20 protein-coding genes, 1 tRNA gene and 3 pseudogenes are annotated in these 26,015 nt (G+C 63.2%); 13 read left to right on the top strand and 11 right to left on the bottom strand.

Going from position 1 to position 26,015, the window contains the following annotated elements; genetic code table 11:
* Positions 1-574: 574 nt before the first annotated feature.
* Together xopF1 and hap3 are read right to left on the bottom strand one after the other, a co-directional pair.
* Positions 575-2,578, bottom strand: coding sequence for a type III secretion system effector XopF1 (xopF1, locus tag KWO_RS01870; RefSeq protein ID WP_017113359.1), 2,004 nt, complete (start codon positions 2,576-2,578; stop codon positions 575-577).
* The gene (hap3, locus tag KWO_RS01865; protein ID WP_010377361.1) at positions 2,541-3,020 is read right to left on the bottom strand and encodes an Hpa3 family type III secretion system protein; all 480 of its coding nucleotides are present in this window, start codon (positions 3,018-3,020) and stop codon (positions 2,541-2,543) included. The genes xopF1 and hap3 overlap by 38 nt, the downstream gene beginning before the upstream one ends.
* Positions 3,021-4,236: 1,216 nt before the next feature.
* Here hap3 and KWO_RS01860 point away from each other — a divergent pair.
* Together KWO_RS01860 and xopAE are read left to right on the top strand one after the other, a co-directional pair.
* A complete protein-coding gene (locus KWO_RS01860) occupies positions 4,237-6,690 on the top strand; it encodes an HrpF/NolX family T3SS translocon protein (RefSeq protein ID WP_425526971.1) in 2,454 nt (817 codons plus the stop codon).
* Positions 6,691-7,567: 877 nt separating this feature from the next.
* Positions 7,568-9,223: a type III secretion system effector XopAE gene (xopAE, locus tag KWO_RS01850; protein ID WP_010377352.1), complete on the top strand. Its 1,656-nt coding sequence runs from the start codon at positions 7,568-7,570 to the stop codon at positions 9,221-9,223.
* Between the two features lie 34 nt (positions 9,224-9,257).
* Here xopAE and KWO_RS23500 read toward each other — a convergent pair whose 3' ends face one another.
* Positions 9,258-9,584, bottom strand: coding sequence for a hypothetical protein (locus KWO_RS23500; RefSeq protein WP_113645408.1), 327 nt, complete (start codon positions 9,582-9,584; stop codon positions 9,258-9,260).
* A 121-nt stretch (positions 9,585-9,705) separates the two neighbouring features.
* Positions 9,706-9,782: transfer RNA gene (locus tag KWO_RS01840), tRNA-Arg, on the bottom strand.
* 479 nt (positions 9,783-10,261) lie between these two features.
* Between KWO_RS01840 and ubiA the strand changes: the two genes are divergently transcribed.
* The 3 genes from ubiA (at position 10,262) to KWO_RS01815 (ending at position 12,322) form a co-directional block, all read left to right on the top strand.
* Positions 10,262-11,167, top strand: coding sequence for a 4-hydroxybenzoate octaprenyltransferase (gene ubiA, locus KWO_RS01830; protein ID WP_017113356.1), 906 nt, complete (start codon positions 10,262-10,264; stop codon positions 11,165-11,167).
* A gap of 511 nt (positions 11,168-11,678) precedes the next feature.
* Positions 11,679-11,930, top strand: coding sequence for an AbrB/MazE/SpoVT family DNA-binding domain-containing protein (locus KWO_RS01820; protein WP_003108276.1), 252 nt, complete (start codon positions 11,679-11,681; stop codon positions 11,928-11,930).
* A complete protein-coding gene (locus KWO_RS01815) occupies positions 11,927-12,322 on the top strand; it encodes a type II toxin-antitoxin system VapC family toxin (protein ID WP_017114109.1) in 396 nt (131 codons plus the stop codon). The genes KWO_RS01820 and KWO_RS01815 overlap by 4 nt, the downstream gene beginning before the upstream one ends.
* A gap of 87 nt (positions 12,323-12,409) precedes the next feature.
* Here the strand turns inward: KWO_RS01815 and KWO_RS22835 are convergent.
* The 4 genes and pseudogenes from KWO_RS22835 to KWO_RS01795 form a co-directional block, all read right to left on the bottom strand.
* Positions 12,410-13,633 (bottom strand): annotated as a pseudogene (locus KWO_RS22835) (AAA family ATPase); the annotation flags it as partial.
* Positions 13,633-13,893, bottom strand: a pseudogene (locus tag KWO_RS22830) (IS6 family transposase); the annotation flags it as partial. The pseudogenes KWO_RS22830 and KWO_RS22835, both read right to left, overlap by 1 nt.
* A gap of 80 nt (positions 13,894-13,973) precedes the next feature.
* Positions 13,974-15,116 carry a phosphatase domain-containing protein gene (locus KWO_RS01800; RefSeq protein ID WP_010377341.1) on the bottom strand — a complete coding sequence of 381 codons (1,143 nt, stop codon included), beginning with the start codon at positions 15,114-15,116 and terminating at the stop codon, positions 13,974-13,976.
* A gap of 336 nt (positions 15,117-15,452) precedes the next feature.
* Positions 15,453-16,178: an amidophosphoribosyltransferase gene (locus KWO_RS01795; RefSeq protein WP_017115004.1), complete on the bottom strand. Its 726-nt coding sequence runs from the start codon at positions 16,176-16,178 to the stop codon at positions 15,453-15,455.
* Positions 16,179-16,227: 49 nt separating this feature from the next.
* On the opposite strand from KWO_RS01795, the pseudogene bioB reads away from it, so the two are divergent.
* From bioB to lpxO, 7 genes and pseudogenes are all read left to right on the top strand, one after another.
* Positions 16,228-17,261, top strand: a pseudogene (gene bioB, locus KWO_RS01790) (biotin synthase BioB).
* Between the two features lie 91 nt (positions 17,262-17,352).
* Positions 17,353-18,558, top strand: coding sequence for an 8-amino-7-oxononanoate synthase (gene bioF, locus KWO_RS01785; RefSeq protein ID WP_017113353.1), 1,206 nt, complete (start codon positions 17,353-17,355; stop codon positions 18,556-18,558).
* Positions 18,559-18,749: 191 nt separating this feature from the next.
* Complete coding sequence (locus tag KWO_RS01780) at positions 18,750-19,139, top strand: DUF7079 family protein (RefSeq protein WP_026113221.1); 390 nt, start codon at positions 18,750-18,752, stop codon at positions 19,137-19,139.
* A gap of 163 nt (positions 19,140-19,302) precedes the next feature.
* Positions 19,303-20,064, top strand: coding sequence for a pimeloyl-ACP methyl ester esterase BioH (gene bioH, locus KWO_RS01775; RefSeq protein ID WP_010368935.1), 762 nt, complete (start codon positions 19,303-19,305; stop codon positions 20,062-20,064).
* Between the two features lie 45 nt (positions 20,065-20,109).
* A complete protein-coding gene (locus KWO_RS01770) occupies positions 20,110-20,892 on the top strand; it encodes an SDR family oxidoreductase (protein WP_010377330.1) in 783 nt (260 codons plus the stop codon).
* A gap of 63 nt (positions 20,893-20,955) precedes the next feature.
* On the top strand, positions 20,956-21,840 hold the full coding sequence (bioC, locus tag KWO_RS01765) for a malonyl-ACP O-methyltransferase BioC (RefSeq protein WP_010377328.1): 885 nt from the start codon (positions 20,956-20,958) through the stop codon (positions 21,838-21,840).
* Between the two features lie 248 nt (positions 21,841-22,088).
* The gene (gene lpxO, locus KWO_RS01755) at positions 22,089-22,994 is read left to right on the top strand and encodes a lipid A hydroxylase LpxO (protein WP_010377324.1); all 906 of its coding nucleotides are present in this window, start codon (positions 22,089-22,091) and stop codon (positions 22,992-22,994) included.
* A gap of 247 nt (positions 22,995-23,241) precedes the next feature.
* On the opposite strand, the gene KWO_RS01750 is transcribed toward lpxO, so the two are convergent.
* From KWO_RS01750 to KWO_RS01740, 3 genes are read right to left on the bottom strand one after another with little or no spacing between them, the layout of a single operon-like run.
* Positions 23,242-23,661: a ketosteroid isomerase-related protein gene (locus KWO_RS01750; RefSeq protein ID WP_010377322.1), complete on the bottom strand. Its 420-nt coding sequence runs from the start codon at positions 23,659-23,661 to the stop codon at positions 23,242-23,244.
* A gap of 42 nt (positions 23,662-23,703) precedes the next feature.
* Positions 23,704-24,321, bottom strand: coding sequence for a YdcF family protein (locus KWO_RS01745; RefSeq protein ID WP_010368949.1), 618 nt, complete (start codon positions 24,319-24,321; stop codon positions 23,704-23,706).
* Entirely contained in the window at positions 24,306-25,265 is a 960-nt protein-coding gene (locus tag KWO_RS01740; protein WP_017113352.1) for a pyridoxal-phosphate dependent enzyme, read from the bottom strand. The genes KWO_RS01745 and KWO_RS01740 overlap by 16 nt, the downstream gene beginning before the upstream one ends.
* A gap of 157 nt (positions 25,266-25,422) precedes the next feature.
* On the opposite strand from KWO_RS01740, the gene KWO_RS01735 reads away from it, so the two are divergent.
* The gene (locus KWO_RS01735; protein ID WP_010368954.1) at positions 25,423-25,878 is read left to right on the top strand and encodes a hypothetical protein; all 456 of its coding nucleotides are present in this window, start codon (positions 25,423-25,425) and stop codon (positions 25,876-25,878) included.
* Positions 25,879-26,015 lie beyond the last annotated feature (137 nt).

The raw sequence follows: 26,015 nt of genomic DNA, 5'->3' as shown, positions 1-26,015 counted from the left end.
GGCCCATACAGGGGCCGCGCGTTAAAACGGCTAGTCCGTACACGTCATGCGAGCTGGGCCGACTGCGTATCGTCGTCGAGTCCACGCAACGCCATTGCCAGGACTCGAGGGATGCCGGCAGAACTGCGGCAAGCCCATGCTACGCACCAATCCAGGCGATTACCAAGAGCAACTCGCTAACCACGCTGTTCATCGATAAAAATTCCATGGCCAGCCTGACCGATCTCTGGAAATACGGCGGGTTTGTACTTGCGAGTCAGGATGCCTGCGACCATCTACGTCCTGCGCCCAGCACGCACCCTTCGATGATCCATTTCCGCAGCAGGCCATCTGGGAGATAAGGCTGCAGCTAGTCCGCGAGAAGGCGAAGCCAACAATGCTCTGCGTCATCAGTCGCAAACCCAGCCGCATCACTGATGCCATGCATTTCGCCTCTCAAGGCACTGCGTACAAAGAAGATCCGCAAGCAAGTAGCACTCACACCGCCAGCAGGCCACAGACGCAGACACAACAGCAGCTGCGTCTGTGGCTACCGCGCGTCATAGGCACGCGGATCAACGCGGTGACCGAGCGCTCATGCCCGTCCGCTTTGCCACTGACGAAGTTCCTCGCTCTCGTGCAATGCACGCTTGAGCGTTGCTAGCTGACTATCCAGTGCCAGGATGTCGTCGTTGCGTGTCACACCGCTAAACGCTTCGCTCCACCCGTCATGCAGCTCAGTGCGTACGGCGTCAATGGTGGCGATCGAGACGGACTGCGTGCCGATCTCCGTGCGCAATGTCTCCAAGGCGGTACGCAAACTCTCTTCACGCGGCCCGGGAGCAGGCGCCGGGCTCACACCCTCCTCCAGGGCACCCGCCGTCTCAGCCGGTGCCGCTGCCGATAAGCCAGCGATTGCCTGGTCGATGGGACCGACCAAAGCCTCAAGCGTCCGCGCGATGGTGCGTTGATGACCCGCCGCGATGGAGGCACGCTCGTTATCCAATCGCGTCGCCTGCGAGGTATTGGCCCCGTTCTTGGCTTTGAGTGCATTCCAGAACACATCGTTGAAGAGCGTCTGCACGAACTGCTGTACAACGACAGGCTTGGAATTGATTTGTTCGCCAGCAACACGGGCGTGGCTGCCGCCACGCAACGGTGAAGTGATGATGCGCCCGGCCCCGATCGAGCCGAAGCTGGCCATGACATTGCTCAGCACGTGGCGGGCAAGCAGGTCTCGCACCGTGGTGGTCACCGCACTGGTGGTTTTGAAGCCCTGTTTTGCCAGTGCGAAGGCTTCTTTCCCTGTCTCCAGGAGATACCTGGGCGGGAAATGCAAGGCATCAGACCACTGCGCCGGGCGACGTGTCTTGTCAGGCAAGGCCAGCGAAAATAGATTCAACCGTTGCTGTCCGCCGAGCAGATCCGGGACGCTGATCTGACCGGTAAGTGCCATCGCTTTGCTCGTCTCAAGCAGCGCCTTTTGGACGATCGCGGCTCCGCCAATGGCGAGCGCGCTCAACCCCAGTTGGCCAGCCGGCGTCAGCAGACCTGGGTTACTGCCGGCCCGCCGAGCGGCATTGAAGCCTGCATTGATGGTCGGCTTGAGCAACAAGGTGTCGATCGATTTGTCTTCCATTAACGTTTGTCGGTGGGCGATCCCCTGCCGGCCGTCGTAGGCCTGCGCCTCGAGTTCCGCGAGCGTGGGCGCGTTGCCCTCGCCCGGACGCGTGAAGCGCTTGCCTTCTGCGGTCATTTCCAGAATGACCGGCGGTGGAGCGGGCACCAGAATCTTTGGGTCTATAGACTGAAAGCGTGGCAAATTGGCGACACGCGCGCGCCGGTCCATGGCCGGGATCAGCAATGTATCGCTGGTATAGGACGCCATTCCCGCCGCTGTACCGGCAAGCACCGCCGTACTCAGCCCCTCCGCTTCAGGGGCGCGCGCACCAGCGTAGGCTGCACCGGTGGCGAGCCCGACCGGGCTGCGCATCGCGCCAATAATGAAGGCCCTGAGGCACTCGTAGGCGATCGGCCACGCCGCTTTTGTGCCAGCCGTCTTCATATCACCGATGGCCTGGTATCCGGCATCCGGCCCAAACGCAGCGATGCGTTCCTGCACGCGTGCGTCTGCCCATTCCAGATAGCTGGCCTGCAGTGCATTTTGCTCTTCCGAGGGCGCAGCAAATGGCAGTTCTTCCAGGCGGGCACGTAGGTCCGCTTTCACTTCGGCAGCGGCTGACGCGCTGCGCTGGGCGTAGGTCTCTTCGGCGGCAGGCGTCACCGATGCGTCGCCGAGTCGAGCAGGAGACGTTTGCGCTGCGGTGTAAAACGTTGCATCCGAGGACCGTGACAACTCAGACCGATGGGATCCACCGTGTATCTCCCCTTCCTCACCTGCATCGCTCGCCGCGCGGCGCGACAAGGATGCGCGACGGTCGCGTAGCGCCGCGCCAGGAGAGGCCAAGCCAGCAAGAGGGCCGGTGGGTACATGTTCTTCTGGTTGCGCAGCGACCTCTTCGGACTGGGCAGGTCGTGCGTGAGCAGGCGACGTTGCGCGGCTAGTGCAAGCCATCCCGATCTCGCTGGGGAGTTTCATGAGGCCACCCCGGCGTGGTATCGGCCTGCGTCACCAGCGCGTCCAGCACAACGCGTGCGACCACTTGACCACGTTCCAGTGCAGCAGCCACATCTTCAGGCGTGTGCACCAGCAACAGCGGGCAGACGCACAGCAAACCCAGGTCCGAGAGCGTCAGCCGCCAGCCATACTCGGTCAGCAGTTGCTCCTGCAGCGCCAGCAGGGTCACCACCTCGTCGCCACCGAGCTCACGCGCTGCCAGCGGCAGAATGATTTCGGGAAACGCCGTCAGTTCGTCCTGCTGCCTCTGCGTGTGGACACGGCACAACATGCCAGCAGGCCCGAGAATGGTTTCGCCTTCACCAAGCCGCTGCGCAAGCTCACCAGGCAACCCGAGACATGCGCTCAGACCAATAAAAAACGCGTTATTCGCTGTATTCTGTTTTTGTGATTCCAGCGTCATCTGAAATACTCCGTAAGGAAGATTCGATGGGTTGCGATTGCGTCAGTTGGGCGCGGCACATTTTCTGGCGCTCAGATACGCGCTTTAGCGGAGCACTGCGAACCGGCCGCGCTACACACGAAGTTGAGCTGGTGGAATCACCTAACCAAGACCTGGGCCACATCTCATGTGAGCTCGCACATACATGTGGCCGGTTGACCTCAACGCATCGACAACTCCGCGATTTGCGACCGCGTACTCAGGCTATTGTGTGTACTGCCGTCCAAACGATTTATTTATGCACAGCCCATCTCTGGATGTAGATATCCCCACACCTTTTATATATCTGATCTCAGCACCTGGCTTGGATTCTTGCAGATAAATTCGCAGCGCTCCGTACGATTACAGCGGACGCGTGAATGATATTTACGCAGTCAGATAGACAGCTGATGCGTCGCCAGTTTGGCGATAACTAGCAGGATATGCGCCGGCCCGGCCTGATGCTGTTGTCATCTGAAGCAAACGTGGTGGCACCACTCACATCGAAGATGCTACGTGTGAGACAGACGAACGGCAGGAGACCTTGGCACCGGAAAAATGCAGGCAGCGCTCCCGATTGCAATGCAGACCAAAGCAATCCTCAGTGTGTCTCGTGATGTGACGGCCGACGCGCATTCACAGTGCATGTCGCTCTACGCAAGCGACATTATCAGCGCCCCGCAATAACGTCGGATCACCTCGACATTCGTGCGTTCTACCGAGCCTGGGCCGGAACAATTGGCGCTCACGCACCTGCGTCGCACAGAACAGGTATGGCTAGACATCGGCACACCGATTTTTGCGTTTTTTTCGCCAAAATAGTTCGTTGGCCAAGGTGCACATCACGCAGATTGGCAAACTACTCGCACGCCGCATGGGCTCGCCCGTGCGGCCGTATGAGGTGCCACTCATACGAAGGTGCTCTGTCACTTCTGTCATTGCGAGGCCGCCTATGTCGCTCAATACGCTTTCTACCGGGAGCAACCCCAGTCAATTCCTGGGTACATCTTTGGATGAGTCGTCTTCGTCGAATATGTTCGGACCGGATTCGTCCACGAATGGTTCCGATCTGCCGTCGGCGATGGACAATATTTTTCAGCAAATTTATCTGCTGCTGGCCGCCCTGCAGGCCAGCACGCCGACAAATGCACCAGGCAATACGCCGTCAGCTGCGCCAGACGGTGATGGCAGCAGCCAGCTGTCCGCATCGGATTGGCAAGCCACCCAGCCGATCGAAGAGCGCACCTCCTGGCCATCCCTGGGCTACGACTTCAATCCCAAGCACATCAAGGGGAAGGATGCGCCACCGGCGCTGGAAGGTTCGACGGTTACCTGGAACGATGGCACGCTGACCAAGTCGGAGCTTCAGATCGTTTCGACGCTGAATGCACACAAGGATCAGATGCCGCTTGAGTACAAGCATCTCGACGACAAGATCAACGATCCTTCCACGCCCCCCGACCTGAAAGCCGCGTTGCAAGGCCTGAAACAAGATCCGCGACTCTTCTTTGCCATCGGCTCGCAGGGGGATGGCAAGTGCGGCGGCAAGATCAATGGGCAGAATCTTTGGGACTTTTCGGATTCTCATCCACAGGTCAAGGCATTGGGCGGGAAGAACGACGAATTCAACCCCAAGAACATCAAGGGCTCCAACCCGCCACCGGCTGCGGAGGGCTCGACGGTCACCTGGAACGACGGCCAGCTCAATCAATCCGAGGTGGAAATCGTTTCGGTCCTGGATCGGCACAAGGACCAGATCGGGTCCCTGCCCTTCGATCAGCTTGACGCAAAGATCAACGACCCATCAACGCAGCCCGACCTGAAAGAGGCATTGATAGGATTGCAGAAAGATCCCCGTTTGTTCTTTGCTATCGGCTCGCAGAAGGACGGCAAGTGCGGCGGCAAGATCAACGGGCAGAACCTCACAGATTTTTCGTATTACCACCCGCAAATCGCCGAATACAACGACAAGCAAGCAAAAGGCTACACGCAGAACTACATCGCATCCGATAGCTCCGATAAAACCAAAGCGTCGGTGATGACGAAAAGCGATGCCCTGCGCGAGCTATATCGCTACTCCGACTATCTGCCCGGCAACCTGAGCGAGGACGAATTCGCCAAGATCGTCGATGGCGACAGCAAGACCGGTAAGTGCCCTCCCCAGGTGATCGCGGCTGCTCAGTATTTTCGCGATCATCCGGACGAGTGGAAGGAATTTGCAGGGGACTCGGGCTCGATGAGCACACCGGACTTCCTGCAGAAGTCCAGCTCCGAGATGCACCTGACGGCGGACGAGCAGAAGACGCTAGACACCATCAACAGTCATCAAGACGCGTTTTACGGCGACGGCGAGGTGGTGACCCGGGACAAGCTCGACTCAATCTCCAAGGACGACAAGGCCGACCCGGCCGTCAAGGAGGCTGCAACGCAGTTGTTGGCCGATCCGCTAATGTTCAGCTTGTTGAACAACTCGATCACCGGCTACAAGAAGCCACATCACTTCTTCGGTGGCGGCCATGTAGTCGATTCGGGCAAGATCAGTCAGAACGATTTCCGGCAGTTCTATGACCACATGAGTGCAGCCAACAAGACCGTGGACACGCCGGCCACGCACGAGGCGAGCTCGCCCGATCAGCAAAAAGCTGTCGCAGACATGCTGGTGGGCAAGGACGATCCGCCCGCAATCAAGAAGCCCAAAAAGGACGTCGGCACGTTCCAGCATGGCTTGCACGAGTTCCTCAAGTGGGACAGCAAGATCATGGACTGGATGTCGGTCGGGCTGAGTGCATTGAATGGGATTCCCATCATCGGCGAAATTGCCGATGCGGCATCGATTGCATTGGAGAGCGAGGCGCAGGCGGCGCAGGTGGCCGACACCGCGATTCAAGGTGGGGACATGTCGCTTGCGTTGAAGCTGGCCGGCATCAATATGGCCGGGGCGGCGATCGGTGCAATCGGTGGGCCCACCGCCAGAATCGCAGCCAAGGGGGCCGCCAAGGGGGTCGCCGAGGCTGCAACCAAAGGGGTCGCCGAGGGCGCGGCTAAGGAAGCGGCCGAGACCGGGGCAAGGCAGGCTGCCGAGGCTGCGGCCAAGGGAGCAGCAGCGGGCACAGCCAGCGGCGCGGCCAAGGGAGCAGCAGCGGTCACAGCCAGCGGCGTGGCCAAGGGAGCAGCAGGGGCCACGGCTAAAGAGACCAGTGGCTCCGTTGCCAGGCAGGCATTCCAGGACGGGGCCAAGAGCACCGCTGGATCTGCTGCCAAGGAGCCAGTCGGCGACGGGGCAAAAGGAGCGGCCAATGGCTCGGCGAAAGAAGCAGAGCGGTCTGCTGCTAGGAAGGCAGCCAACAACCGCTTCAAGAAAGCGCCTAGAGGGCCGGCCAAGCCGCGGCCGAATGCTGCTGAGTTCGCCAAGGGTTATGTCGCGGGTACCACAATCAGTAAATCGGTTGAAATTCTCAAGATGCCGATCTTGGGAGGCTTGCATTACGAAGAATATAAACTGGACAAGCAGAAAGACGGTGAGATCCACCAGAAGCTGGAAATCGCCGGCGGCGTCCCGGTGGGTAAGCAGATTATTCCCAAAGGTATCGCCGACAACTTCGAGGGAGACGTGCGGCAGAATCTGAGGAATGTCAGAGTGCGTCATAGATAACGCACATGCCACAGCGACAGTTGCGTTAGACATCCTGCAGCTGGCGTCGGTGCTCGGGACCGTGGGCGTTGCGGCAACGACGGTCGATCAGCCACGCCGCGCTGCGGGATCGCGCTGCGCTGATGCGTTGCATTATCGATTGGCGGCCTTCGTATGGACGTGCCTCTAGGTGCCTGGAGGCACGTTCCGGTGCCGCTACAGCCGTAACGTGTCTCCGGGCGACCAAGCGACGGAATGCTAGAGGTTGTCCCGGCAGCGTCAACGTCGTTGCAATGAACACGGTCGCCACGCGCAGAACTGGGTCGCGAACGATGCGACGCATTACCTGATCGGTCGCCCGTCGCCATCATGTGTCTCACGCTGAAAACCGGTTAAATCGAACCTCGAACCATTCACCGCTTTCGGTGAGGAGATACGCAGCAAAGCTGCGCCTTTGGACACAAGCGCGTGATTCGCCAGGCGATGCAACCGCTTCGCTTCAGTGCTGCGATGGCAGTCGCGTCGCAGTAGCCTACGTTGGGGAACGCTGCAGCCAGCCGACTACGCAGGAGATTCGTCCATGTTAAATATAAATTTAAATCGCTTACTGCGCGCTCGTCCGCGAACGGATACCGCCGACCAAGCACCCGCTGAAGACCGTCCTTCACGGCAACCTTCGAGCGCGGAGGGCTTGCTGAGCCCTCTACTCGCGCGGCCGCGGCGGCGCGAAAGCACGTCGGCCGCAGATCCCTTGGCACCCAGAAACCCGGCACAACGGCGCCTTACCCGGTCACCTCTGCGTGCGTCGAGCCAACCGGTTGCGCTAGCTGGAGCGTCTTCAGCGCCACCGCCCAGCATCGAACAGGACATCGACGATTGGCTTGCGCGAAGCCTGCCGATGGCAGAGCAGGTCCGAATCGGCCTCAACCTCCATGACGGGGTAAGCGATACGTCGCGGGTGGTGCTGCAGGACGTGGCAAACGCAATCCGCCGTGCAGCGACCAACCGAAGCACCGAGCTCGTCATCAACTACGGCCTTCCTGCCAGGACGCTGCCTGATGCGGTCGGCCGGCTTGACGCGTTACAGACATTGACGCTGGCCCATACCGGGCTTGTGTCGCTGCCGGACAGCCTGGGACAGCTGCAGCAGCTCCGCCAGCTGCAAGTTTTTGGCGCTACGGGCCTGAAAAAGCTGCCACCTTCGTTGACGCACCTGTCCAATCTAAAAACCCTCGAATTGATGAATGCCCCGTTGGACGAGCTGCCCGCGGACCTGGGGCGTATGCAAGGTCTGCGCCACCTCGCGCTAGGCGGCGTGCACTGTGAGCGCCTGCCGGCCAGCATCGTTGAACTGGGCCGATTGACCGAATTGCGCATGAAGTACTCGTCGCATTTGCGCGAGCTGCCTGAAAACATCGGCCTCATGCAGGGGCTCAGGTCGCTGGCGGTAACATCAAACTCCAAGCTGGAGCAACTTCCAGGCAGTCTCACCCGGCTGCAGCGGCTGAAAAAACTCAACCTCTCCTCCAACCACCGGCTGGCGCACTTGCCCGAGGACATCGGTCGACTGAGCGGCTTGAAGGAACTGTCGCTGAAAAATTGCGCCGCGCTCCAGCGGTTGCCAGACAGCGTGGGGGATCTTGCCCAGCTGCAACTGCTGGACCTGCGCGGCACCGGCCTGCAGACCCTTCCACCGTGGCTGGCACGACTGCCCGCTGGCTGCGATATCAAGGTGCCGGATCATCTGGCAGGCCAATTGCTGCGGATCCGCGACCCAGAGCACGAGCAGCGCGCGGCACAGCGCCGGGCACAGCGCGCGGCACAGCGGATGGCCGACAGACCGCGGCACGCGCCCGTGCCGGCGGCGCAACAGGCCGGGGCGTCCTGGAACCGCTTCCGCGAGTTCACGGGCGTGTTGCGCGGTGTCGATGCCGAGCTGGGCAAGCGTTTTGAAAAGTGGACGCGGGGGCTGGAGCAAGATGCCGGGCCCTTCGCCGCACACATCAGGCCCGCCGACATGACACTGCTCGACCAAGTGGTGGCCGAGGCCATTCGTTCACCCGAATTCCGCACAAGCTTCGACCAATTTTTGAGCGACCACACCGTCAAGAGGCTCAACCTGGATGGCATGACGCAAGTGGGCGGTTTCGGTCGCGCCGTGCTAGGAGACGTCACAACCGCGTTTGCTGAGATGCTCAAGCACAAGATCATGCACACGCAGAACCACGAGACCGCACTGGGCCTGCTGCAGGAAGCCCTGCAAAATCCCGCGTTGGAGCTGTCCAGGGAGAGGCTGCTGCGCAGCAGGAATGCACTCACCGGGCGTTCGGAAATGTGGCCGCCATTGAAGGCCTACATCTCCATGCACGATGAGCAGGGAGAAGCGGCGCAGGATGCGGCGACCACGTGGGCGACGGCGCAGTTCGAGGAAGCGCAAGAGGGTGGCATCGGGGACGCAGAGGCAAAGCAGGAGTCCGAACAGGCGCAGGCCAACGCGAACCGCTTCATCGAAGAGCGGGCGCGTAAACTGATCAAGGAATGGCACATCCGTTAGACCCTGGGAACCGGCGACGTCGCACCCGGCAATTTCAACGGCAGGCATGCTGATGATGTTGATCGCAGAACTCGGCGGGTGTTTGCCCGCCGAGTCCATGCAGTCTGTATTGGATGCCGGCAACCAGCCAAGCGGCGGCCGGTCGGTTTGCTCGCTTCACTGACGCTGCGGAACCCGTGCATATCCCCAACGCCGCGTTGTTCGCAGTCGTTGAAGCGTTCCATGAAGCCGCGTGACTGCATGGGGCAGCCATCTTCTGCGCTTCTGCGCTTCTGCGCTTCTGCGCTTCTGCGCTTCTGCGCTTCTGCGCTTCTGCGCTTCTGCGCTTCTGCGCTTCTGCGTTGAGGGTTGGTGCGCCCATCTATGCCACGATCAGTCCGGGTGCCAATAGATCCGGATAAACCTTTTGATGTACAGACAACAAAAAACCCTCGATCTCTCGAGGGCTTTTGTTCATCCAAGGACACGCCTGGAACTGAAATTGGTGCGCCCGGAGGGATTCGAACCCCCGACCAATGGCTTCGGAAGCCACTACTCTATCCGGCTGAGCTACGAGCGCCTGGCCGCGCATTATGCCAGAACAGCCGGCATGCGCGTGATGGGGCCTAGCGGCGCGGGACCTGGCGAGCCACGGCGTCACTCGAGACGTCATGGCACCGGCCTCTCGGTCCGTGCACTCGCTGGGTGGCAACCGGATGCCCAGGTTCGAGCGCGCAGGATCCAGGCCGGGCAACGGTGTCGCCGTCTCAGGCGGCAGTCCCCAGAACGCAAGACCGCTCAACGTCCCCAGCCTGAGCGTGCGGCTGAGTACGCGCCCGAGCGCGGTCACTGCCGAGCTTGCGTTGTAGCCGCACACCCGCCGCACGCCTGACTGCACCAACGTCCGGCTTCGCCGCTTGCGACCTCGATCGTCGAGGCCAGCCGCACCCATGAACAGCCTGCCATCGCGGACGCAGGGCATTCCCAAGAGTGCCGCCCAGGCAGCGCCCACCCGCGCCCACATGACCACGGCCAAGCCGCGCTGCTACCCTTTGCCGCATGAGCAAGCATGGTGTTGAACAACTGCCCGCAGCGCGCGCGCTGACGTGGCCGCAGCGATTGGGCCAGTACTGGAAGCTGGTCCGTGGCGACCGCCCGATCGGCAGCCTGCTGCTGCTCTGGCCCACCTGGTGGGCGTTGTGGCTGGCCGCCGATGGTCTGCCGCCGCTGTGGACGCTGTTCGTGTTCACCGCCGGGGTGTGGCTGACCCGCTCGGCCGGTTGCGTGATCAACGATTACGCCGACCGCTGGCTGGACCCGCATGTGGAGCGCACCAAATCGCGCCCGCTGGCCACCGGCGCGGTCTCCGGGCGAGAGGCGCTGTGGGTGTTCGTGGTGTTGATGCTGGTGGCCTTCGCGCTGGTGCTCACGCTCAACTGGCTCACCGTGGCGCTGAGCGTGCCCGGCGTGTTCCTGGCCGCCAGCTACCCCTATCTCAAGCGCCACACCCACCTGCCCCAGGTCTATCTGGGCATGGCGTTCGGCTGGGGCATCCCGATGGCCTTCGCCGCCGTGCAGGGCAGCGTGCCTTTGCTGGGCTGGCTGCTGTACGCGGCCAACATCCTGTGGGCCACCGCCTACGACACCTGGTATGCCATGGTCGACCGCGACGACGACATCCGCATGGGCAGCAAATCCACCGCCATCCTGTTCGGCAAATTCGATCTGGTCGCTCAAGGCATCTTGTATGCGCTGATGTTCGCAGTCCTGGCCTTGGTCGGCCTGCGTGCTGATCTTGCTGCTGCGTATTGGGCCGGTCTAGGCGCTGCAGTGCTGCTGGTGGCCTACGAATTCCGCATCGCCCGCCACCGCGAACGCGGCCCCTGCTTCGGCGCCTTCCTGCACAACAACTGGGTCGGCCTGGCGATCTTTGTGGGCATCGCCGTGGCGTTGGCCGGGCGTTAGATTCGGGATTGGGGATTGGGGATTCGTCGATTAACGGCCAGGACTTGAAATTGCGAGCAAGGATCAAAGCTCGCCAGCATCTTCAACGGCTCCATTCCTCAGTCTTTTCTTCTTGTCATCGGCCATCCACCCAGCGAAGTCACATCGCCATCCATCGCGCCTCCTCTCAGACAGAGAGCCCTGCAGTTCAGGGCTCGTCGGGTTCGGCAGCGGTCTGAAGGATGCGTGCCCAGTACGCGGGATCGTTTTAGTACGCAGCGAGCGCGTCGATATCGACCGTGATGCCGGTCTGGCTGAACTCGAAGGCGCCGAATAGGTTCACGTGCTGCCAGGCGACGGGGGAGATACTGCCGATGAGTTCCATCGCGGCATGATGTCCGACAACCCGTTGCACAAGCAGTTTTCAGGACAGCGTCCGGCACGGCCGACTAATGATCGTTTGACGGACATCGCAAGTAATGCTTTTTTGCATTACTATACGTCGACCCATGAGATTGCGAGGCACATCACCATGACCACATTGACCGTTACCGCACGTGGACAAGTGACGTTTCGGAAGGACGTACTGCAACACCTCGGCATTAGGCCAGGCGACAAGATCGAGCTTGACTTGCTGCCAGATGGTCGGGGAGTACTCAAGGCGGCACGGCCCGCAGGGACGATAGCCAGCTTTGTCGGCCTGCTCGCGGGTAAGACGCAGAAGGTTGCCACTATCGAAGAAATCAACGAGGCGGCTGCACAAGGATGGGCAGGCAAGCAATGAAGGTCGCAGTCGATACCAACGTCCTTGTGCGTGCTGTTGTGCGTGACGATCCCGCACAAGCGGACGTTGCCGCCGCAGTCTTGACCGATGCCGAGTTGATCGCGGTTGCGCTGCCGTGCCTATGCGAATTTGTTTGGGTGCTGATGCGTGTCTATGGCTTACAGCAATCTGACGCGGCCGACGCGATCCGGGCGCTACTGGCCGCCGCCAACGTGGAAGTGAACCGGCCCGCCGTGGAGGCCGGTTTGCTGGTGCTCGACGCAGGCGGTGACTTTGCCGATGGCGTCATTGCCTACGAAGGTAATTGGCTTGGTGGGGAAACCTTCGTTTCCTTCGATAAGAAGGCGGTGACACTTCTCTCTGCCCAAGGGCAATCAGCGCGTCTTTTGTGACGGACATGAGAATGAACGAATTTCGGCGACTGGCCACGAAGATCGACCAGCATATGCAACAGCTTCCGCTGGCCGCTCCTTGCGCAGTTAGTCGAAGCGGCCGTAGCCCGATGGCTTGCCGGCCGCTGCCTGGCTGCTTGCGCTGGTGTTCGAGCTGCTGACGCTGGAACGCCTGCTTGCCGTCGGCTGTGCCTTTGGGTTGCATACCGACGTCGCGGCGCTGCAATTGGCGTTCGCGGTGGATCGCCAGTGCCGTGCTCTTGTCGAAGCGCCGCGCGATTGCGGCCAGCAGCTCCTGGACCGAGTTCGTGTAGACGCGCGCCTCGTGGCAGGCACGGCTGATCGCCACGTAATACAGATTCATCGACGTGGTGCGGCTCTTGGTATCCAGCGCGATCAGTGCGCGGTCGTTGCTCAAGCCCTGCGAGCTGTGGACGGTGGACGCGTAGGCGTGCTCGAGGTGCAGCGGCTTGTTCACCGGTAGTTCGAGCGCGCGTGCCGGCCGGCCGTCGCGCTGCTCGACCGATTCGAGCTTGACGACGCCGCCGATCACGCCGGCAACGCGCATGCGGTCGCCGTTCGTGAGGTCGCGACCGGGATCGTTGCGGTTGATCCGCACGGTATCCCCGACCGACAGCTCGGCGCGCTCAAGGTGGTAGACGCTGAGCTGCGTGGCCTTGCGCGGGTTGATCGTGGTGGTGGTACCGTCTTGCCGCTGCAAGACCAGTACATTGCCGGGTAACGCTTCCTTGAGGCGGTAGGTCTCGCCTCGCGTCAGGCCGGCTTTCTGATAGTCCTTCTCGGGCTGGATAACCATGCCCGGCTGATAGCTTCGCGCAAAGCGGCGCTGCGCCTGTGTCAGGTCTACACGAGTCAGCGTCTCGACTCCCGCCCCTTGCCGGTCAGGTCCAGCGACTCGCGCACCATGCGATTGATCTCGCGGCGAGCCTCGTTGGTGCCGGCAACGATCAGTGTCTCGCGGCGCTCGGGTTCAGTGAGCTGGATGTAGTCGTTCACGATGGCCCGGTGCCGCTCGGTCGGCTCTTTCAGTTCCTCAACGTGCTTGATATGCGCAAGCGATTGCGTGACGCGGCCCTCGGCCGCGTGCTCGACAGCGGTTTTCAGCTCGTGGTCTTTCTGGCGCTGAATCTCGCTGATTCGTGCGGTCTGCATGCCGTACTGTTGGAGCTGCGCGAACGGCTTGCCCGCCTCGATGGCCTCAGTCTGCTTGGTGTCGCCAAGCAAAACCATGCGAGCGCCCGCCTTCTCGACAATTCGCATGACCTGTTCCATCTGGCGAGCGCCAACGACCACTCACCCCCGATTCGAACGTAGGTCTCGTCCATCCTCCAGCTTGTGCCGACCCTGCGTTTGCACCGCCGGAACGCTTTTTCCAGTAGCGGCAACAGTTTTATCGCCAAGCGGTGAACTGTCGAATGGTCCTCAGCAATCCCACGCTCTGCCATCATCTCTTCGAGGTGTCGTAAGCTCAACGGATACGAAACATACCAACGCACACATAGGAGCATCACGTCCAGCGGATAGTGGAGCCGTTTAAACACTCTCCCCATCGCCGCAGTCAGCTTTTGCTTCATGGATCGGATTGTTCGCTCGGGGTATTCCTGAACCCACATTCTTACACCCCCAGTACTTATCGCGACAGAGCCTCCGCCCGCAGCGCGTCGCCCTGATCCGCCGACCACGCCTCGAGCGACTTCGCGTCCTTCGACCCGAATCGGTTTGCCGCTGCGTAGTCGTAGAAGAACTGCAGCACAGCAGCCTTCTCGTCGCGGAAGGTGGCCTTGTAGGCCTTGCCCGCTGCGGTGATCGAGCCTTCGTCGCGCTGGCGCAGTTTCACCTGCCGATCGACGATCTCCTTCATCGGCACGTCGCCAGCATTCGTGAGCATGTCGAGCGCGCTCATGAACATCGTGGTGCGCCCCATGCCGCCTCGGCAGTGAACCACAAAGTGGACGTTTTCCAGGCCCTTGTCCATCACGACGCTGCGCGTGCTCGCCGCGAAATGCGCGAGGGCATCTTCGTCCGGCGCGGCGTGATCGGGCACGGGCACGCGGATGTATATGCCGCCCTTGCGCGTGACCAGCCGCTTTTCCGTCTCCACCTCGTCGCTCGACACGGAAAGGGTGAGCGGCTCCGCCGCGCGCTTGACCTTCGCAGTGCTGCCGTTGGGGATCGACACTTCCTCCCCGTCGTTCTTGCGGACCCATTTCGAGAGCTTCTTTTCTTCCTTGGGCTCGATGTCGGCCATCGGCTTGTCCACGTTACCCCAATTCTTGTTGTCTAGCGCCATCCAGGAAACCGGCTTGCCGCTGACGAAGCCATGCGCTTCCTGGCGCGTATCGATCACCACGACCGTTTTCGGATACACGCTCTTGATCACGTCATCCAGTTGCGCTTCGGAAAACTGCTCGATACCGGTCATGCTGATGCGATCGAGTCCTTCCTGATTGATACCGTCGAGTGCGGCGAGGTTGGTGGTGGATCGAATTCGGCTCGGTTCGACCGAGTCGAAAATCATGATCGGCCGTTTCTGGTTTTCCAGTTTCTGCGGTTTGGTGATCGACGGGTAACTGCTCGATCGGACGGGGGAGGAAGAGGCACGGCGCGGCTCGCCGCCTTCGGTTTCCCGTTGCGGGCGCCTGGCGAGACCCGACAGGGCGCCCTGGGGCGAGGTGTTGCTCCGGACCTCAACTCTGTTATCGGGTTCCGGGGTGTCGGGCCGCGAATTTTCACCGCCCACATAGCCGGATTTGCAAGTGGCCGTCGTCTTCATTCAGGTTCGCCTTTCAATTTAAAAAGATATCCTGATCATATTTAAAATTTTTCAAAAATACGCTATCAGCGGCAGTGCGGATTCCCGGCTGGCGAACACCTATCCGCATGAGCGAAGGACTTCGACCTCGATATTATGGCTCAGGCGCAAATAGGCGGTGCGGATCGGTTAAGGCTATTTTTGCCCATCCCCCGAAAACTAAAAATTGTCCCGAAAGCCTTTCTGGTAAAGGTTTTGTGGCGAGTGGCGCAGTTTTCTCCCCTCTCCTGCGGGAGAGGAGTTGGGGTGAGGTACGGACGCAGCCGCGCAAGCAGACCGCAGCAATCTCAATCGCGGTCACGGCACCCGCGCGCAGACCCACGCATCCACCCGTTGCACCCCCGCCTTGCGTAATGCCTTCGCCGCGGCGTGCAGTGTCGCGCCGGTCGTCATCACGTCGTCCACCAGCGCTACATGCGCCGGCAACGCACCGCGGGCAACAAACGCATCGCGCAGATTGCGCTGCCGCTCGATCGCGTCCAGTTCGGATTGCGGCGCGGTCGCGCGCACGCGGCGCAGCAACGGCAGGCACGGCAGCTGCAGCGCGCGGCCAAGCGGCCTGGCCATCTCCAGCGCCTGGTCGTAGCCGCGCTGGCGCAAGCGCTGCCGGTGCAGGCTCACCGGCACCAACGCCTGCGGGCGCGGCAAACCCGCACAGCGCCGGGCCATCAGGTCGCTGAGCAGGCGGCCCGCCGCCAGATCCTCATGGAATTTGAATCGCCGCAGCAGCCCGTCCACCGGCCAGCGATAGGTGAAGCAGGCATGCACCCGCTGCAGCGGTGGTGGTTCCTGCAGGCATTGCCCGCACAGCGCCACCCCATCGGAGGCGAACAGCTGGGTGGCGCAGCACAGGCAGGCATGGCCATGATCCGGCAAGGCGGCGCGACACGCGGGGCACAGATCGACATCCGGCGTACCGGCCTCTGCGCAGACCAGACACAGGCTCGGCAGCAACAGCCGCAGCAGCCGTTGCGGCCACCTGTAAACCGATCGAACCTCTCTAAAGTTGACAGCCTCTTCCATGCTCACCAGACTGCCTGGCTTACAAGCCGCTGACTGTCAGGAAACTCCGATGTCTGTTGTCGTCCGCCATGACTGGGATCACAAAGAACTGCAGTCGCTGTTCGATCTGCCATTTCCGGAGCTGCTGCATCGCGCCGCCAGCGTGCATCGCGCCCATTTCGATCCCGCTGAAGTGCAGGTCTCCACGTTGCTGTCGGTCAAGACCGGCGGTTGCCCGGAAGACTGCGCCTATTGCCCGCAGGCGCAGCGCTACGACACCGGCGTGACCGCGCAGAAGCTGATGGAGACCGAAGAGGTCGTGGCAAAAGCGCGCCAGGCCAAGGCCGCCGGTGCCTCGCGCTTCTGCATGGGCGCCGCCTGGCGCTCGCCCAAGGAGCGCGACATTCCGAAGGTTGCCGCGATGATCCGCGAGGTGAAGGCCATGGGTCTGGAAACCTGCGCCACGCTCGGCATGCTCGACGCCGGCCAGGCGCGTGCGCTCAAGGATGCCGGGCTGGACTACTACAACCACAATCTGGACACCGCGCCGGATTACTACGACTCCATCATTCACACACGCCAGTACCAGGATCGCCTGAACACGCTGGAGCATGTGCGCGATGTCGGTCTGAAGACCTGCTGCGGCGGCATCGTCGGCATGGGCGAAACCCGCGACCACCGCATCGGTTTGCTGCTGGCGCTGGCCACGCTGCCGGCGCATCCGGATTCGGTGCCGATTAATCAGCTGGTGCAGGTGCCCGGCACCCCGCTGCATGGCACCCAGCAGCTGGATCCGTTCGAGTTCGTGCGCATGATCGCCGTTGCCCGCATCGTCATGCCCAAGTCGATGGTGCGCCTGTCCGCCGGCCGCGAAGCGATGAGCGACGAACTGCAGGCGCTGTGCTTCCTGGCCGGTGCCAACTCGATCTTCTACGGCGAAAAACTGCTCACCACCGGCAACCCGGACACCGAGCGCGACCAGGCCCTGTTCCAGCGCCTGGGCCTGCGCCCCATGCAAATCACTGTCGATGCGGCCGAGCACGATCACCCCGCACCGTGCATGCGGAGATCACCCGCAGCGCGGCCTGCGAGCACGCCGCCTGAGCCCGCGCCCGGCACCGGTCGTCGGTGCCGGCTGGGCGCACTGAGCCCGGCACGCTACGCTAGCAGCCCTTCTCTGCCGTTGAACGCCCCCATGGCTCGCCCCAATCTGCACGAACGGATTTCGTCGCTGCGTAAATTGCGTGTGGCCCAGGAACGGGTGCGGGTGCGGCGACAGGTGGGCCGCCGCGATGGCGTGCGACTGGAAATCGACGGCCGCTGGTTGACCGGTTTCTGCTCCAACGACTATCTGGGTCTGTCGCAACAGTTCGAAGTGGTCGCCGCGCTGCAGGATGCCGCGGCCCGCGATGGCGCCGGCGCCACCGCCTCGCATCTCATCTGCGGCCACCACACCGCGCACGAAACGCTCGAGCGCGAAATCGCCGACTGGCTGGGCTATCCATCGGCGTTGCTGTTCGGCAGCGGCTTCATCGCCAATCTGGCGGTGCAGCAGGCTCTACTCAGCGAAGAAGACGATGTCTGCGTGCAGGACCGGCTCAATCACGCCAGCCTGCTCGACGCCACACGGCTGGCCGGTTGCCGGCTGCGGCGCTATCCGCATCTGGATGTGGAAGGTGCCATGCGTCAGCTCAAGGGTTCGCCCGAGGGTGCGGCGATGCTGGTAAGCGACGGTGTTTTCAGCATGGATGGCGATGTCGCGCCGCTGCGCGCGTTGAGCCTGGTGGCCCGCATGCAGGAAGCGCTTTTTTATGTGGACGACGCGCATGGTGTTGGCGTGCTCGGCCCGCAAGGCCGCGGCTGCGTGGCCGATGCGGGGCTGGGCGTGGCCGAAGTGCCATTGCAGTTGGTGACCCTGGGCAAGGCGCTCGGTGGCTACGGTGCGGTGGTGGTAGGCGATGAGGCGCTGGTGCGCCATCTGGCCGAAACCGCGCGTCCGTATATCTACACCACTGCGTTGCCGCCAGCGCAGGTCGCCGCCACCCTGGCAGCCGTGCGCCTGGCGCGTCGCGACGATTGGCGGCGTGCGCGCCTGGTCGAATTGATCGCTGCGTTTCGCGATGGCGCGCGCAAGCATGGCTTCGAATTGATGGCTTCTGACACACCGATCCAGCCGTTGCTGTTCGGCGAAGAAGTGACCGTGATGGCGATGTCGACCGCACTCGAACAGACAGGTTTCATGGTTGGCGCCATTCGTCCGCCTACCGTACCCGAAGGCAAGGCGCGCTTGCGCGTGACGCTGTCCGCGTTGCATACGCCGCAGCAGGTGCAGGCGCTGATCGACGCCATCGTGCAGGCGCGCGATGTGGTGAGCCGGCAGCCGCTGCCTGCGTCTGCCTGAGGCGCACTGCGGCTTGTGCATGGCTTACGCTGAAATGAGCGTGGGCCACCCAACCGATGCATTGATCGCATACCGGGTGCGTGTGGCAGGCGACACCCCTGCAGTGACTTTTCGTTGCGACAGGGGCTGCAGGCATTGCAGCAGCTGTGCAGCGGACGCGTACTCGCATCCGACGACGTCCGTGCACTGACATGTCGCCAGCGATACCAGCTACGGACGCAGGCACAGCCACAGCGGCGCAACGCCGCGTGTGCGAAGCGTTATCGCGCTTGTATCTGGACAGCGACAGTCGCGACGACGACGACAGCATTGCGCACGTTTTAGCCACCTCACCATTCACCCTGGAACAGCTGCGCACGATGTTGTTGCACGAAGTGCATCCGGTGCTGATCGGTCATCTGCGCAGCGCGGCCGGCGTCTGGCACGGGTTCGATCCCGACTCGTTGGCGGCCATGATCCAGGCGCGATGTGCACGTCGCTGGGGCTGGCCGCCGCGTTGGTATTGGCGCAGTGACGCGCGCGCGCAGTGGGCGTTGCTGGCCCCGAAGATCAGCGCACTGCGTGCAACCGCCACGTACTGACGCCGGCGCGCCGCAGCAGCGCCCTACCTACACACCCAAGCGCCAGCCGGCAACCTGCAATTGGCGACAAGGCCACCAGCATCCAGTCTTTCTGGACCCTGTCGTAGCAGCGCGCGTCTCGATCAACGCGTAGCGGCACGCAACAATCGGCGACAATGCACGCATGCATATCGATGTCATCGGCCACGGGCCTGCGCTGGTTCTTCTGCATGGTTGGGCGCTGCACGGCGGCGTGTTCGCACCGCTAGTAGAACGCCTGGCACCGCACTATCAATTGCATCTGGTCGACCTGCCCGGACACGGCTTCAGTCGCGACGACAGCACACCGCTGGCGCTTCCCTACGTAGTTGCCGAGATTGCGGCCGCCACGCCGCCGGCGGTGTGGCTCGGCTGGTCGCTGGGCGGGCTGTTTGCGCTGCATGCAGCCGCCACCCTGCCGCAGGTGCGCGGGCTAGCGATGATCGCTGCAACGCCGCGCTTCGTGCGTGGCAACGATTGGCCCGATGCCGTCCAGCGCGAGGTGTTCGTGCAGTTCGGCACCGAGTTATTGCGCGACTATCGCGGAACCCTGGAGCGTTTTCTTGCGCTGGACACGCTCGGCTCGGCACATGCACGCAGCGAACTGCGCAGCCTGCGCGAGACGCTCACCGCGCGCGGCGAACCGGCGCCAGAGGCCTTGCAGCAGGGGCTCACCCTGCTTGAGCGCACCGATCTTCGCCGCGCCTTGCCGCAGCTCGCACGCCCCAGCCTGTGGATCGCCGGGCAACGCGATCGCCTGGTGCCTGCCGCCGGCATGCATGCCGCCGCCGCGCTCAACCCGCATGCGCAGGCGCTCACTATTGCCGGTGGTGGCCACGCGCCGTTTCTCGGTCATGCGGATCAGGTGAGCGAGGCACTGCAACGCTTCGTTGCGTCCGTGCCGTGAGCGGATCGTCGATCATGCGACATCGCTGATCGAGGGGCACATCGCATGGATTTGGGAATTGCCGGCCGCTGGGCGTTGGTCTGCGCCGCAAGCAAAGGGCTGGGTTTGGGCTGCGCACGTGCATTGACCAGCGAAGGCGTCAATGTGGTGATCGCCGCACGCGGCCGTGAGGCGCTGGAACAGGCCGCCGACACGTTGCGCGCGCTCCCCGGCGCTGGCGAGGTGCGCAGCGTGGTCGCCGATATCGCCACGCCGGAAGGACGCAGCGCCGCACTCGCCGCCTGCCCGCAGATCGACATCCTGATCAACAACGCAGGCGGCCCGCCGCCGGGCGATTTTCGTCAGTGGGAACGCGAGGACTGGCTGCGCGCGCTGGACGCCAACATGCTGGCGCCGATCGAACTGATCCGCGCCACCGTCGATGGCATGCGCGCACGCCGCTTCGGCCGCATCGTCAACATCACTTCCAGCGCGGTGAAGGCGCCGATCGACATCCTTGGCCTGTCCAACGGCGCGCGTGCCGGCCTCACCGGGTTCGTCGCCGGGCTGGCGCGCAGCACCGTCACCGACAACGTCACCATCAACAACCTGTTGCCCGGGCAGTTCGCCACCGACCGGCTGCGCGGCAATTTCGCCGCCATCGCGCACCAGCAGGGCAGCACCGCCGACGAGGTCGCCGAGCGCAAGCGTGCGGGCATTCCCGCCGCACGTTTTGGCGAGCCGGACGAATTCGGCGCTGCCTGCGCCTTCCTGTGCAGCGCGCAGGCCGGCTACATCACCGGGCAGAATCTGCTCATCGATGGCGGCAGCTATCCCGGCACCTTCTAGCGCAGCGTCGCGCACCACACATCGATTCCCTCCGCCTCTGCCAGCAGTGACAATAGCGGCGCCATGAACAGTACTTTCGACCCCCGCCACGTCCGGCGCGCCTTTGCGCGTGCCGCCAGCACTTACACCGCCGCCGCCGCACTCCAGCGCGAAGCGGAAGCGCGCCTGTTCGAATCGCTCGACTACCTGGGCGCGCAGGTGCCCAAGGTGGTGCTGGATGTCGGCGCCGGCCCCGGTCATGCCAGCGGCGCGATCAAGAAGCGCTGGCCCAAGGCGCAGGTCATCGCGCTCGATCAGGCCATGCCGATGCTGCGCCAGGCGCGCAAGGCCGCAGGCTGGTGGAAGCCGTTTGCACAGGTGTGCGCCGACGCGCGCGCGCTGCCCGTTGCCGACGGCAGTGTGGATGTCATCTTCAGCAATCTATGCCTGCAGTGGGTAGAAGACCTGCCGGCCGTGTTTGCCGGTTTCCGGCGCGCGCTGCGCCCAGGCGGGCTGCTGCTGTGCTCCACCTTCGGCCCGGAAACACTGATCGAATTGCGTGAGGCCTTCGCGCAGGCCGACCCGGCTCCGCACGTCAGCCGCTTTCCGCCAATTGCGCAGTTCGGCGATGCCTTGCTGATGTCCGGCTTCCGCGACCCGGTGCTGGACCGCGACCTGTTCACCCTGACCTACAACGACCTGCCCGCGTTGATGCGCGAACTGCGCGCAATGGGCGCGACCAATGCGCTCAGCAACCGCCGCGCCACGCTCACCGGACGCGGCCGGTTTGCCGCTGCCAGCGCTGCCTACGAACCGCTACGGCGGCCGGACGGCACCCTGCCCAGTTCGTGGGAGGTGATATACGCCCATGCCTGGGCACCGGCACCGGGCGCGCCCATTCGCGAACACGGGCACGACGTCGCCAGTGTGCCGGTCAGCGCCATCCCGATCCGCCGCCGCATCGACTGAGCGGCGGTACAGAACGCTAGGCGTTGCGCAGCCACTGCCGGTGAGACACAGAGTATTGCGCCCATGCCAATGCTCCGCTGTCAGGCTCGGCGGCCACACTTGCTAGAATTCTGAAGTTACCGGCCGCACTTCCCTGATGCGGCTCACCTTGTTCGATGGTGGCTACCGACACGACGCAGCAATGCTGCGTGCGCTTCTTGGCAGCCGCTCTCACATTTGCGGCCCCCCGCCCCCAATCGGCCTCCCCCATGTTGAAGTGGCTCCTCATCGCGCTGTTCATCGCATCGGCGCTCTACATCCATTACCGCGGTCGCGTGCGGCACCGGCTCAGCCGGCAGCTGCTGGACCATTCCACCTTCATGGCCCCGATCAACACGCTGATGTACCTGTGTTCGCGGGTGCCGACCACGCCGTTCATCGACCCGGGCAAGGAATTTCCGGAACTGGCGCCGCTACGGGCCAACTGGCCGCTGATCCGCGACGAAGCGGTGGCGCTGCAGCAGATGCAGAAGATCCGCGCCGCCGACGGCTACACCGACATCGGCTTCAATTCGTTTTTCCGTCGTGGCTGGAAGCGCTTTTATCTGAAGTGGTACGGCACCGCGCACCCGTCTGCGGCCGAGTTGTGCCCGCAGACGACCGCGTTGCTGAAATCCATTCCCACGGTCAAGGCGGCGATGTTCGCCGAGCTGCCGCCGGGCAGCGAACTGCGCCCGCACCGCGACCCGTTTGCCGGCTCCATGCGCCTGCACCTGGGCCTTGCCACACCCAACGACGACCGTTGCTTCATCGACGTCGACGGCCAGCGCCACAGTTGGCGCGATGGCGAATGGACCATGTTCGATGAAACCTACATCCACTCCGCGCGCAACGACACCGACCAGGACCCCATCATCCTGTTCTGCGATATCGAGCGACCGATGCGCTGGCGCTGGGCAGCGGCGGTGAACCGCTTCGTCGGCCGCAGCCTGCTCTCGGCCGGCGCCTCGCCCAATCAGGAAGGCGACAAGACCGGCGGCATCAACCGCGTGTTCCGCTATTTCTATGCTGCACGCCTCAAGGCCAAGGCGCTGAAGGAACGCAATAACCCGCTGTACCAGGTGCTCAAGTGGAGTATCTTCGTGCTGGTGGTGGTTGGGGTGGTGTTGCTGTAATACCGGGCCAACCGCGTAGGAGCGCGCTTGCGCGCGATGAGGCGTTACCGGTGACGCTCAGTCGCGCGCAAGCGCGCTCCTACACAGGTCTGGCCGCCCATGCCAATCGGCCAGGCAGGCTTGCACTGTCTTGCAATCACGCCAAGACCAGCCAGGTAGGCGCACCCGGGCGCGACCGGTCTTCCCGGTAATGCCTCATCGCGCCCAGGTGCGCTCCTACGCAGCGCTGCCATGCCGGCCGATGCACTCAGCGCGATACCTGCGCGATCCATTCCTGCAGGTTGTAGTAGTTGGTGACGCGGGTGATCTTGTCGCCCTGCACGTCGAAGAACGCACCGCCCGGCAGCACATAGGTCTGCCCGGTGGCCTCCGGCAGGCCTTCGTCGGTGGTGTGGTAGACGCCATGCACCACGTACTCGGCGCCGACCCGGGTGCCATCGTCGTTGGCGATCACCACGACATCGCGCAATTGCTCGCGGTAACTGTCGTTCATGCGTTGCAGGAAGGCGGCAAATTCGGCCCGCCCGATTTCGCGCGCGCCTTGATTGAGGTCGTGGGCGACGTCGTCGGCCAGAAACACCACCATGCCGTCCCAGTCGCCACGGTTGAATGCTGCGTAGTAGGCCTGAACCAGGCCGATGGCGTGTTGTCGATTGCTCTCGCTCATGCTCGAACCTGCCGCTGGGAAAGCCGCATCATAGGCCCGCAGTCACGGCCCTTGCACCACCAGATCGCGGTGGAAGTAATACACCTCCTGCAACAGGAAACGCCAACTGGTGTGGAAGCTGCGAAAGCGCGTGCTCGGCGTGGACGAGGCCAGCGCGTCGATGCCCAGTTCCTGGCTCAGGCGCAGCGCGCGCGCCATGTGCAGTGGGTCACTGACGATGATCGCCCGATGCATGCCGTGCCGCTCCATCAGCGTGCGCGCCTGCTCCAGATTCTGCCGGGTGGTGCGCGATGTGGTTTCGATCACGATGGCTTCCGGCGGGATGCCGTGGCGCAGCGCGTAGCGTCGAGCCACCTGCGATTCGGCAAAGCGCGCACCGTTACCGAAGCCGCCAGTGAATAACAGCCGTGGCGCATAGCCCTGCGCATAAAGATCCAGCGCATGCCGGATACGTTCTTCGAATACCGGCGACGGGCGCGCATCGTAGGCGGCCGCACCCAGCACGATGATCACATCGGCCGGCGCGGCCTGATCGCGGTCGCCGATCCACACGATCCAGCCCGCCACCGCCACCAGCCAGATCAGCGCCAGCATGCACAACCGCCAGCCCCAGCCCCACAGGCCGAGCCCGCGCGAACGCCTGCTCACGCCGCGGCCCATGGCAACGCATCCAGATCGACATTGCCGCCAGACAGGATCAGCCCCACCCGGCGCCCGGCAAACCGTGCCGGCTCGGCCAACACCGCGGCCAGGGTGATCGCCGAAGATGGCTCGACCACTTGCTTGAGCACCTGCCAAACCAGCCGCATTGCCTGCACCACCGCGGCATCGTCGACCGTGATCACCTGCGCACCGGCGTGCTGCAGCAGCGCGAAGTTGGGCGCGCCCAAGGTGCCGCGCAGGCCATCGCACACAGTGTCCGGCACGAAATCGACCAGGCGCTGCCCGGCCGCCAGTGAGCGCGCGGTATCGGCGGCACCGGCCGGCTCGGCCAGCACCAGCGCGCAGTTTGGTGCCGAGCGCAGCGCCAGTGCGGCACCGGCCGCCAACCCGCCGCCGCCGACCGGCGCCACCAGCACGTCCAGCCCACCGCTTTGATGCAGCAATTCCAACGTGGCGGTGCCCTGCCCGGCGATCACCGCGACATCGGTATACGGATGCACCAACGTGGCACCGCTGCTGGCCTGCACCTCGGCGCATAGCTGTTCACGCGCGGCGATGGTCGGCGCGCAACGCCACAAGCTGGCGCCGTGCCGGGAGATATTGGCCAGTTTGGCGGCCACCGCGCCTTCAGGCACCACCACATGGCAACCGATGCCGCGCGTGCGTGCGGCCAGCGCCAGCGCTGCGCCATGGTTACCGGACGAATGCGTCACCACCCCACGTGCAGCCAGCTCGTCCGGCAGCGACCACACGGCATTGCAGGCCCCGCGGAACTTGAAGGCCCCGCTCCGCTGCACATGCTCGGCCTTGAAGAACAATTGCGCACCGCTGAGCGCATCCAGGCTGTGCGATGTCAGCAATGGTGTCGGTGCGCAGTGCGGCGCGATCCGCGCAGCGGCCTGCAGGACGTCGGAATGGGCAAGAGGAACCGTCTCGATCATGCCTGCAAGATTAACGTATCGCCCCCTCTTCACGGGTCGCACGCACTGCCGCCGCGCATGCTGGATCGATGACGAAGCGCCACATTGCCGCACAATTAAGGACCGATTCAATGCGTCGGCTCGAAAGTGACACCATGGTTGCAGGAGGGCACCATTCATGAAATTCCGTCTGATCTTCGCCGCCGGGCTATTGGCCCTGGGCGGCTGCGCAACCTACGACTACACCGGCGCTGGGTCGGGCGGCTATTACCGTGGTGCACCTGCCGTGCAGTATCGCTATCCGCCCGGCTACTCCCCGTACTACTACGGCAACCCTTACGGAATGCCGTACGGCTACGGTGCTGGTTCGATCGGTCTGTACGACTACCCGGTGTACCCGGTCTACCGCGGCGGCGGCTATTACTACCGGGAGTATGATCGCCGTCCGCAGTACCGCCCGCCACGCCCGAACGGCTCGTTCAATAACGGGCAGCGCCCGGGTGGCTCGCGTCCGCAACAGCCCAATCGCCCGCCCGCAACCGGTGCACAGCCGCGTATTGGGGCACCACCGCGGGTTATACGCGAGATCCAACGGCAAACAGCACCGCGCAACACGCGTGAGCAGATTCCTTGAGTTCCTGACTGCGACAGGGTCCACAATTGGTAACATTGGGGGCTTGCGTTCAGCTAACGGTTGGCCGCAAGCTAGGTGCTCTGTGTGACCCGCCACGTCATGTTTTGACCGGCCCGCCCCATTGACCGACTTATGTC

It is taken from the genome of Xanthomonas vasicola pv. musacearum NCPPB 4379, from assembly GCF_000277895.2.
Classification (GTDB): domain Bacteria; phylum Pseudomonadota; class Gammaproteobacteria; order Xanthomonadales; family Xanthomonadaceae; genus Xanthomonas; species Xanthomonas vasicola.
Note: the sequence above shows the minus strand (reverse complement) of the source record. Positions and strands in the feature narration are given on the sequence as shown.

Coding starts and splice junctions, on each gene's coding strand:
- KWO_RS01740 (WP_017113352.1), bottom strand. CDS start 25,265: ATGATCGAGACGGTTCCTCTTGCCCATTCCGACGTCCTGCAGGCCGCT.
- KWO_RS01800 (WP_010377341.1), bottom strand. CDS start 15,116: ATGAAGACGACGGCCACTTGCAAATCCGGCTATGTGGGCGGTGAAAAT.
- xopF1 (WP_017113359.1), bottom strand. CDS start 2,578: ATGAAACTCCCCAGCGAGATCGGGATGGCTTGCACTAGCCGCGCAACG.
- KWO_RS01745 (WP_010368949.1), bottom strand. CDS start 24,321: ATGGGCCGCGGCGTGAGCAGGCGTTCGCGCGGGCTCGGCCTGTGGGGC.
- bioH (WP_010368935.1), top strand. CDS start 19,303: ATGCATATCGATGTCATCGGCCACGGGCCTGCGCTGGTTCTTCTGCAT.
- lpxO (WP_010377324.1), top strand. CDS start 22,089: ATGTTGAAGTGGCTCCTCATCGCGCTGTTCATCGCATCGGCGCTCTAC.
- xopAE (WP_010377352.1), top strand. CDS start 7,568: ATGGCAGAGCAGGTCCGAATCGGCCTCAACCTCCATGACGGGGTAAGC.
- KWO_RS01815 (WP_017114109.1), top strand. CDS start 11,927: ATGAAGGTCGCAGTCGATACCAACGTCCTTGTGCGTGCTGTTGTGCGT.
- KWO_RS01770 (WP_010377330.1), top strand. CDS start 20,110: ATGGATTTGGGAATTGCCGGCCGCTGGGCGTTGGTCTGCGCCGCAAGC.
- KWO_RS01780 (WP_026113221.1), top strand. CDS start 18,750: ATGTCGCCAGCGATACCAGCTACGGACGCAGGCACAGCCACAGCGGCG.
- hap3 (WP_010377361.1), bottom strand. CDS start 3,020: ATGACGCTGGAATCACAAAAACAGAATACAGCGAATAACGCGTTTTTT.
- KWO_RS01795 (WP_017115004.1), bottom strand. CDS start 16,178: ATGGAAGAGGCTGTCAACTTTAGAGAGGTTCGATCGGTTTACAGGTGG.
- bioF (WP_017113353.1), top strand. CDS start 17,353: ATGGCTCGCCCCAATCTGCACGAACGGATTTCGTCGCTGCGTAAATTG.
- KWO_RS01735 (WP_010368954.1), top strand. CDS start 25,423: ATGAAATTCCGTCTGATCTTCGCCGCCGGGCTATTGGCCCTGGGCGGC.
- KWO_RS23500 (WP_113645408.1), bottom strand. CDS start 9,584: ATGGGCGCACCAACCCTCAACGCAGAAGCGCAGAAGCGCAGAAGCGCA.
- KWO_RS01750 (WP_010377322.1), bottom strand. CDS start 23,661: ATGAGCGAGAGCAATCGACAACACGCCATCGGCCTGGTTCAGGCCTAC.
- KWO_RS01820 (WP_003108276.1), top strand. CDS start 11,679: ATGACCACATTGACCGTTACCGCACGTGGACAAGTGACGTTTCGGAAG.
- bioC (WP_010377328.1), top strand. CDS start 20,956: ATGAACAGTACTTTCGACCCCCGCCACGTCCGGCGCGCCTTTGCGCGT.
- ubiA (WP_017113356.1), top strand. CDS start 10,262: ATGAGCAAGCATGGTGTTGAACAACTGCCCGCAGCGCGCGCGCTGACG.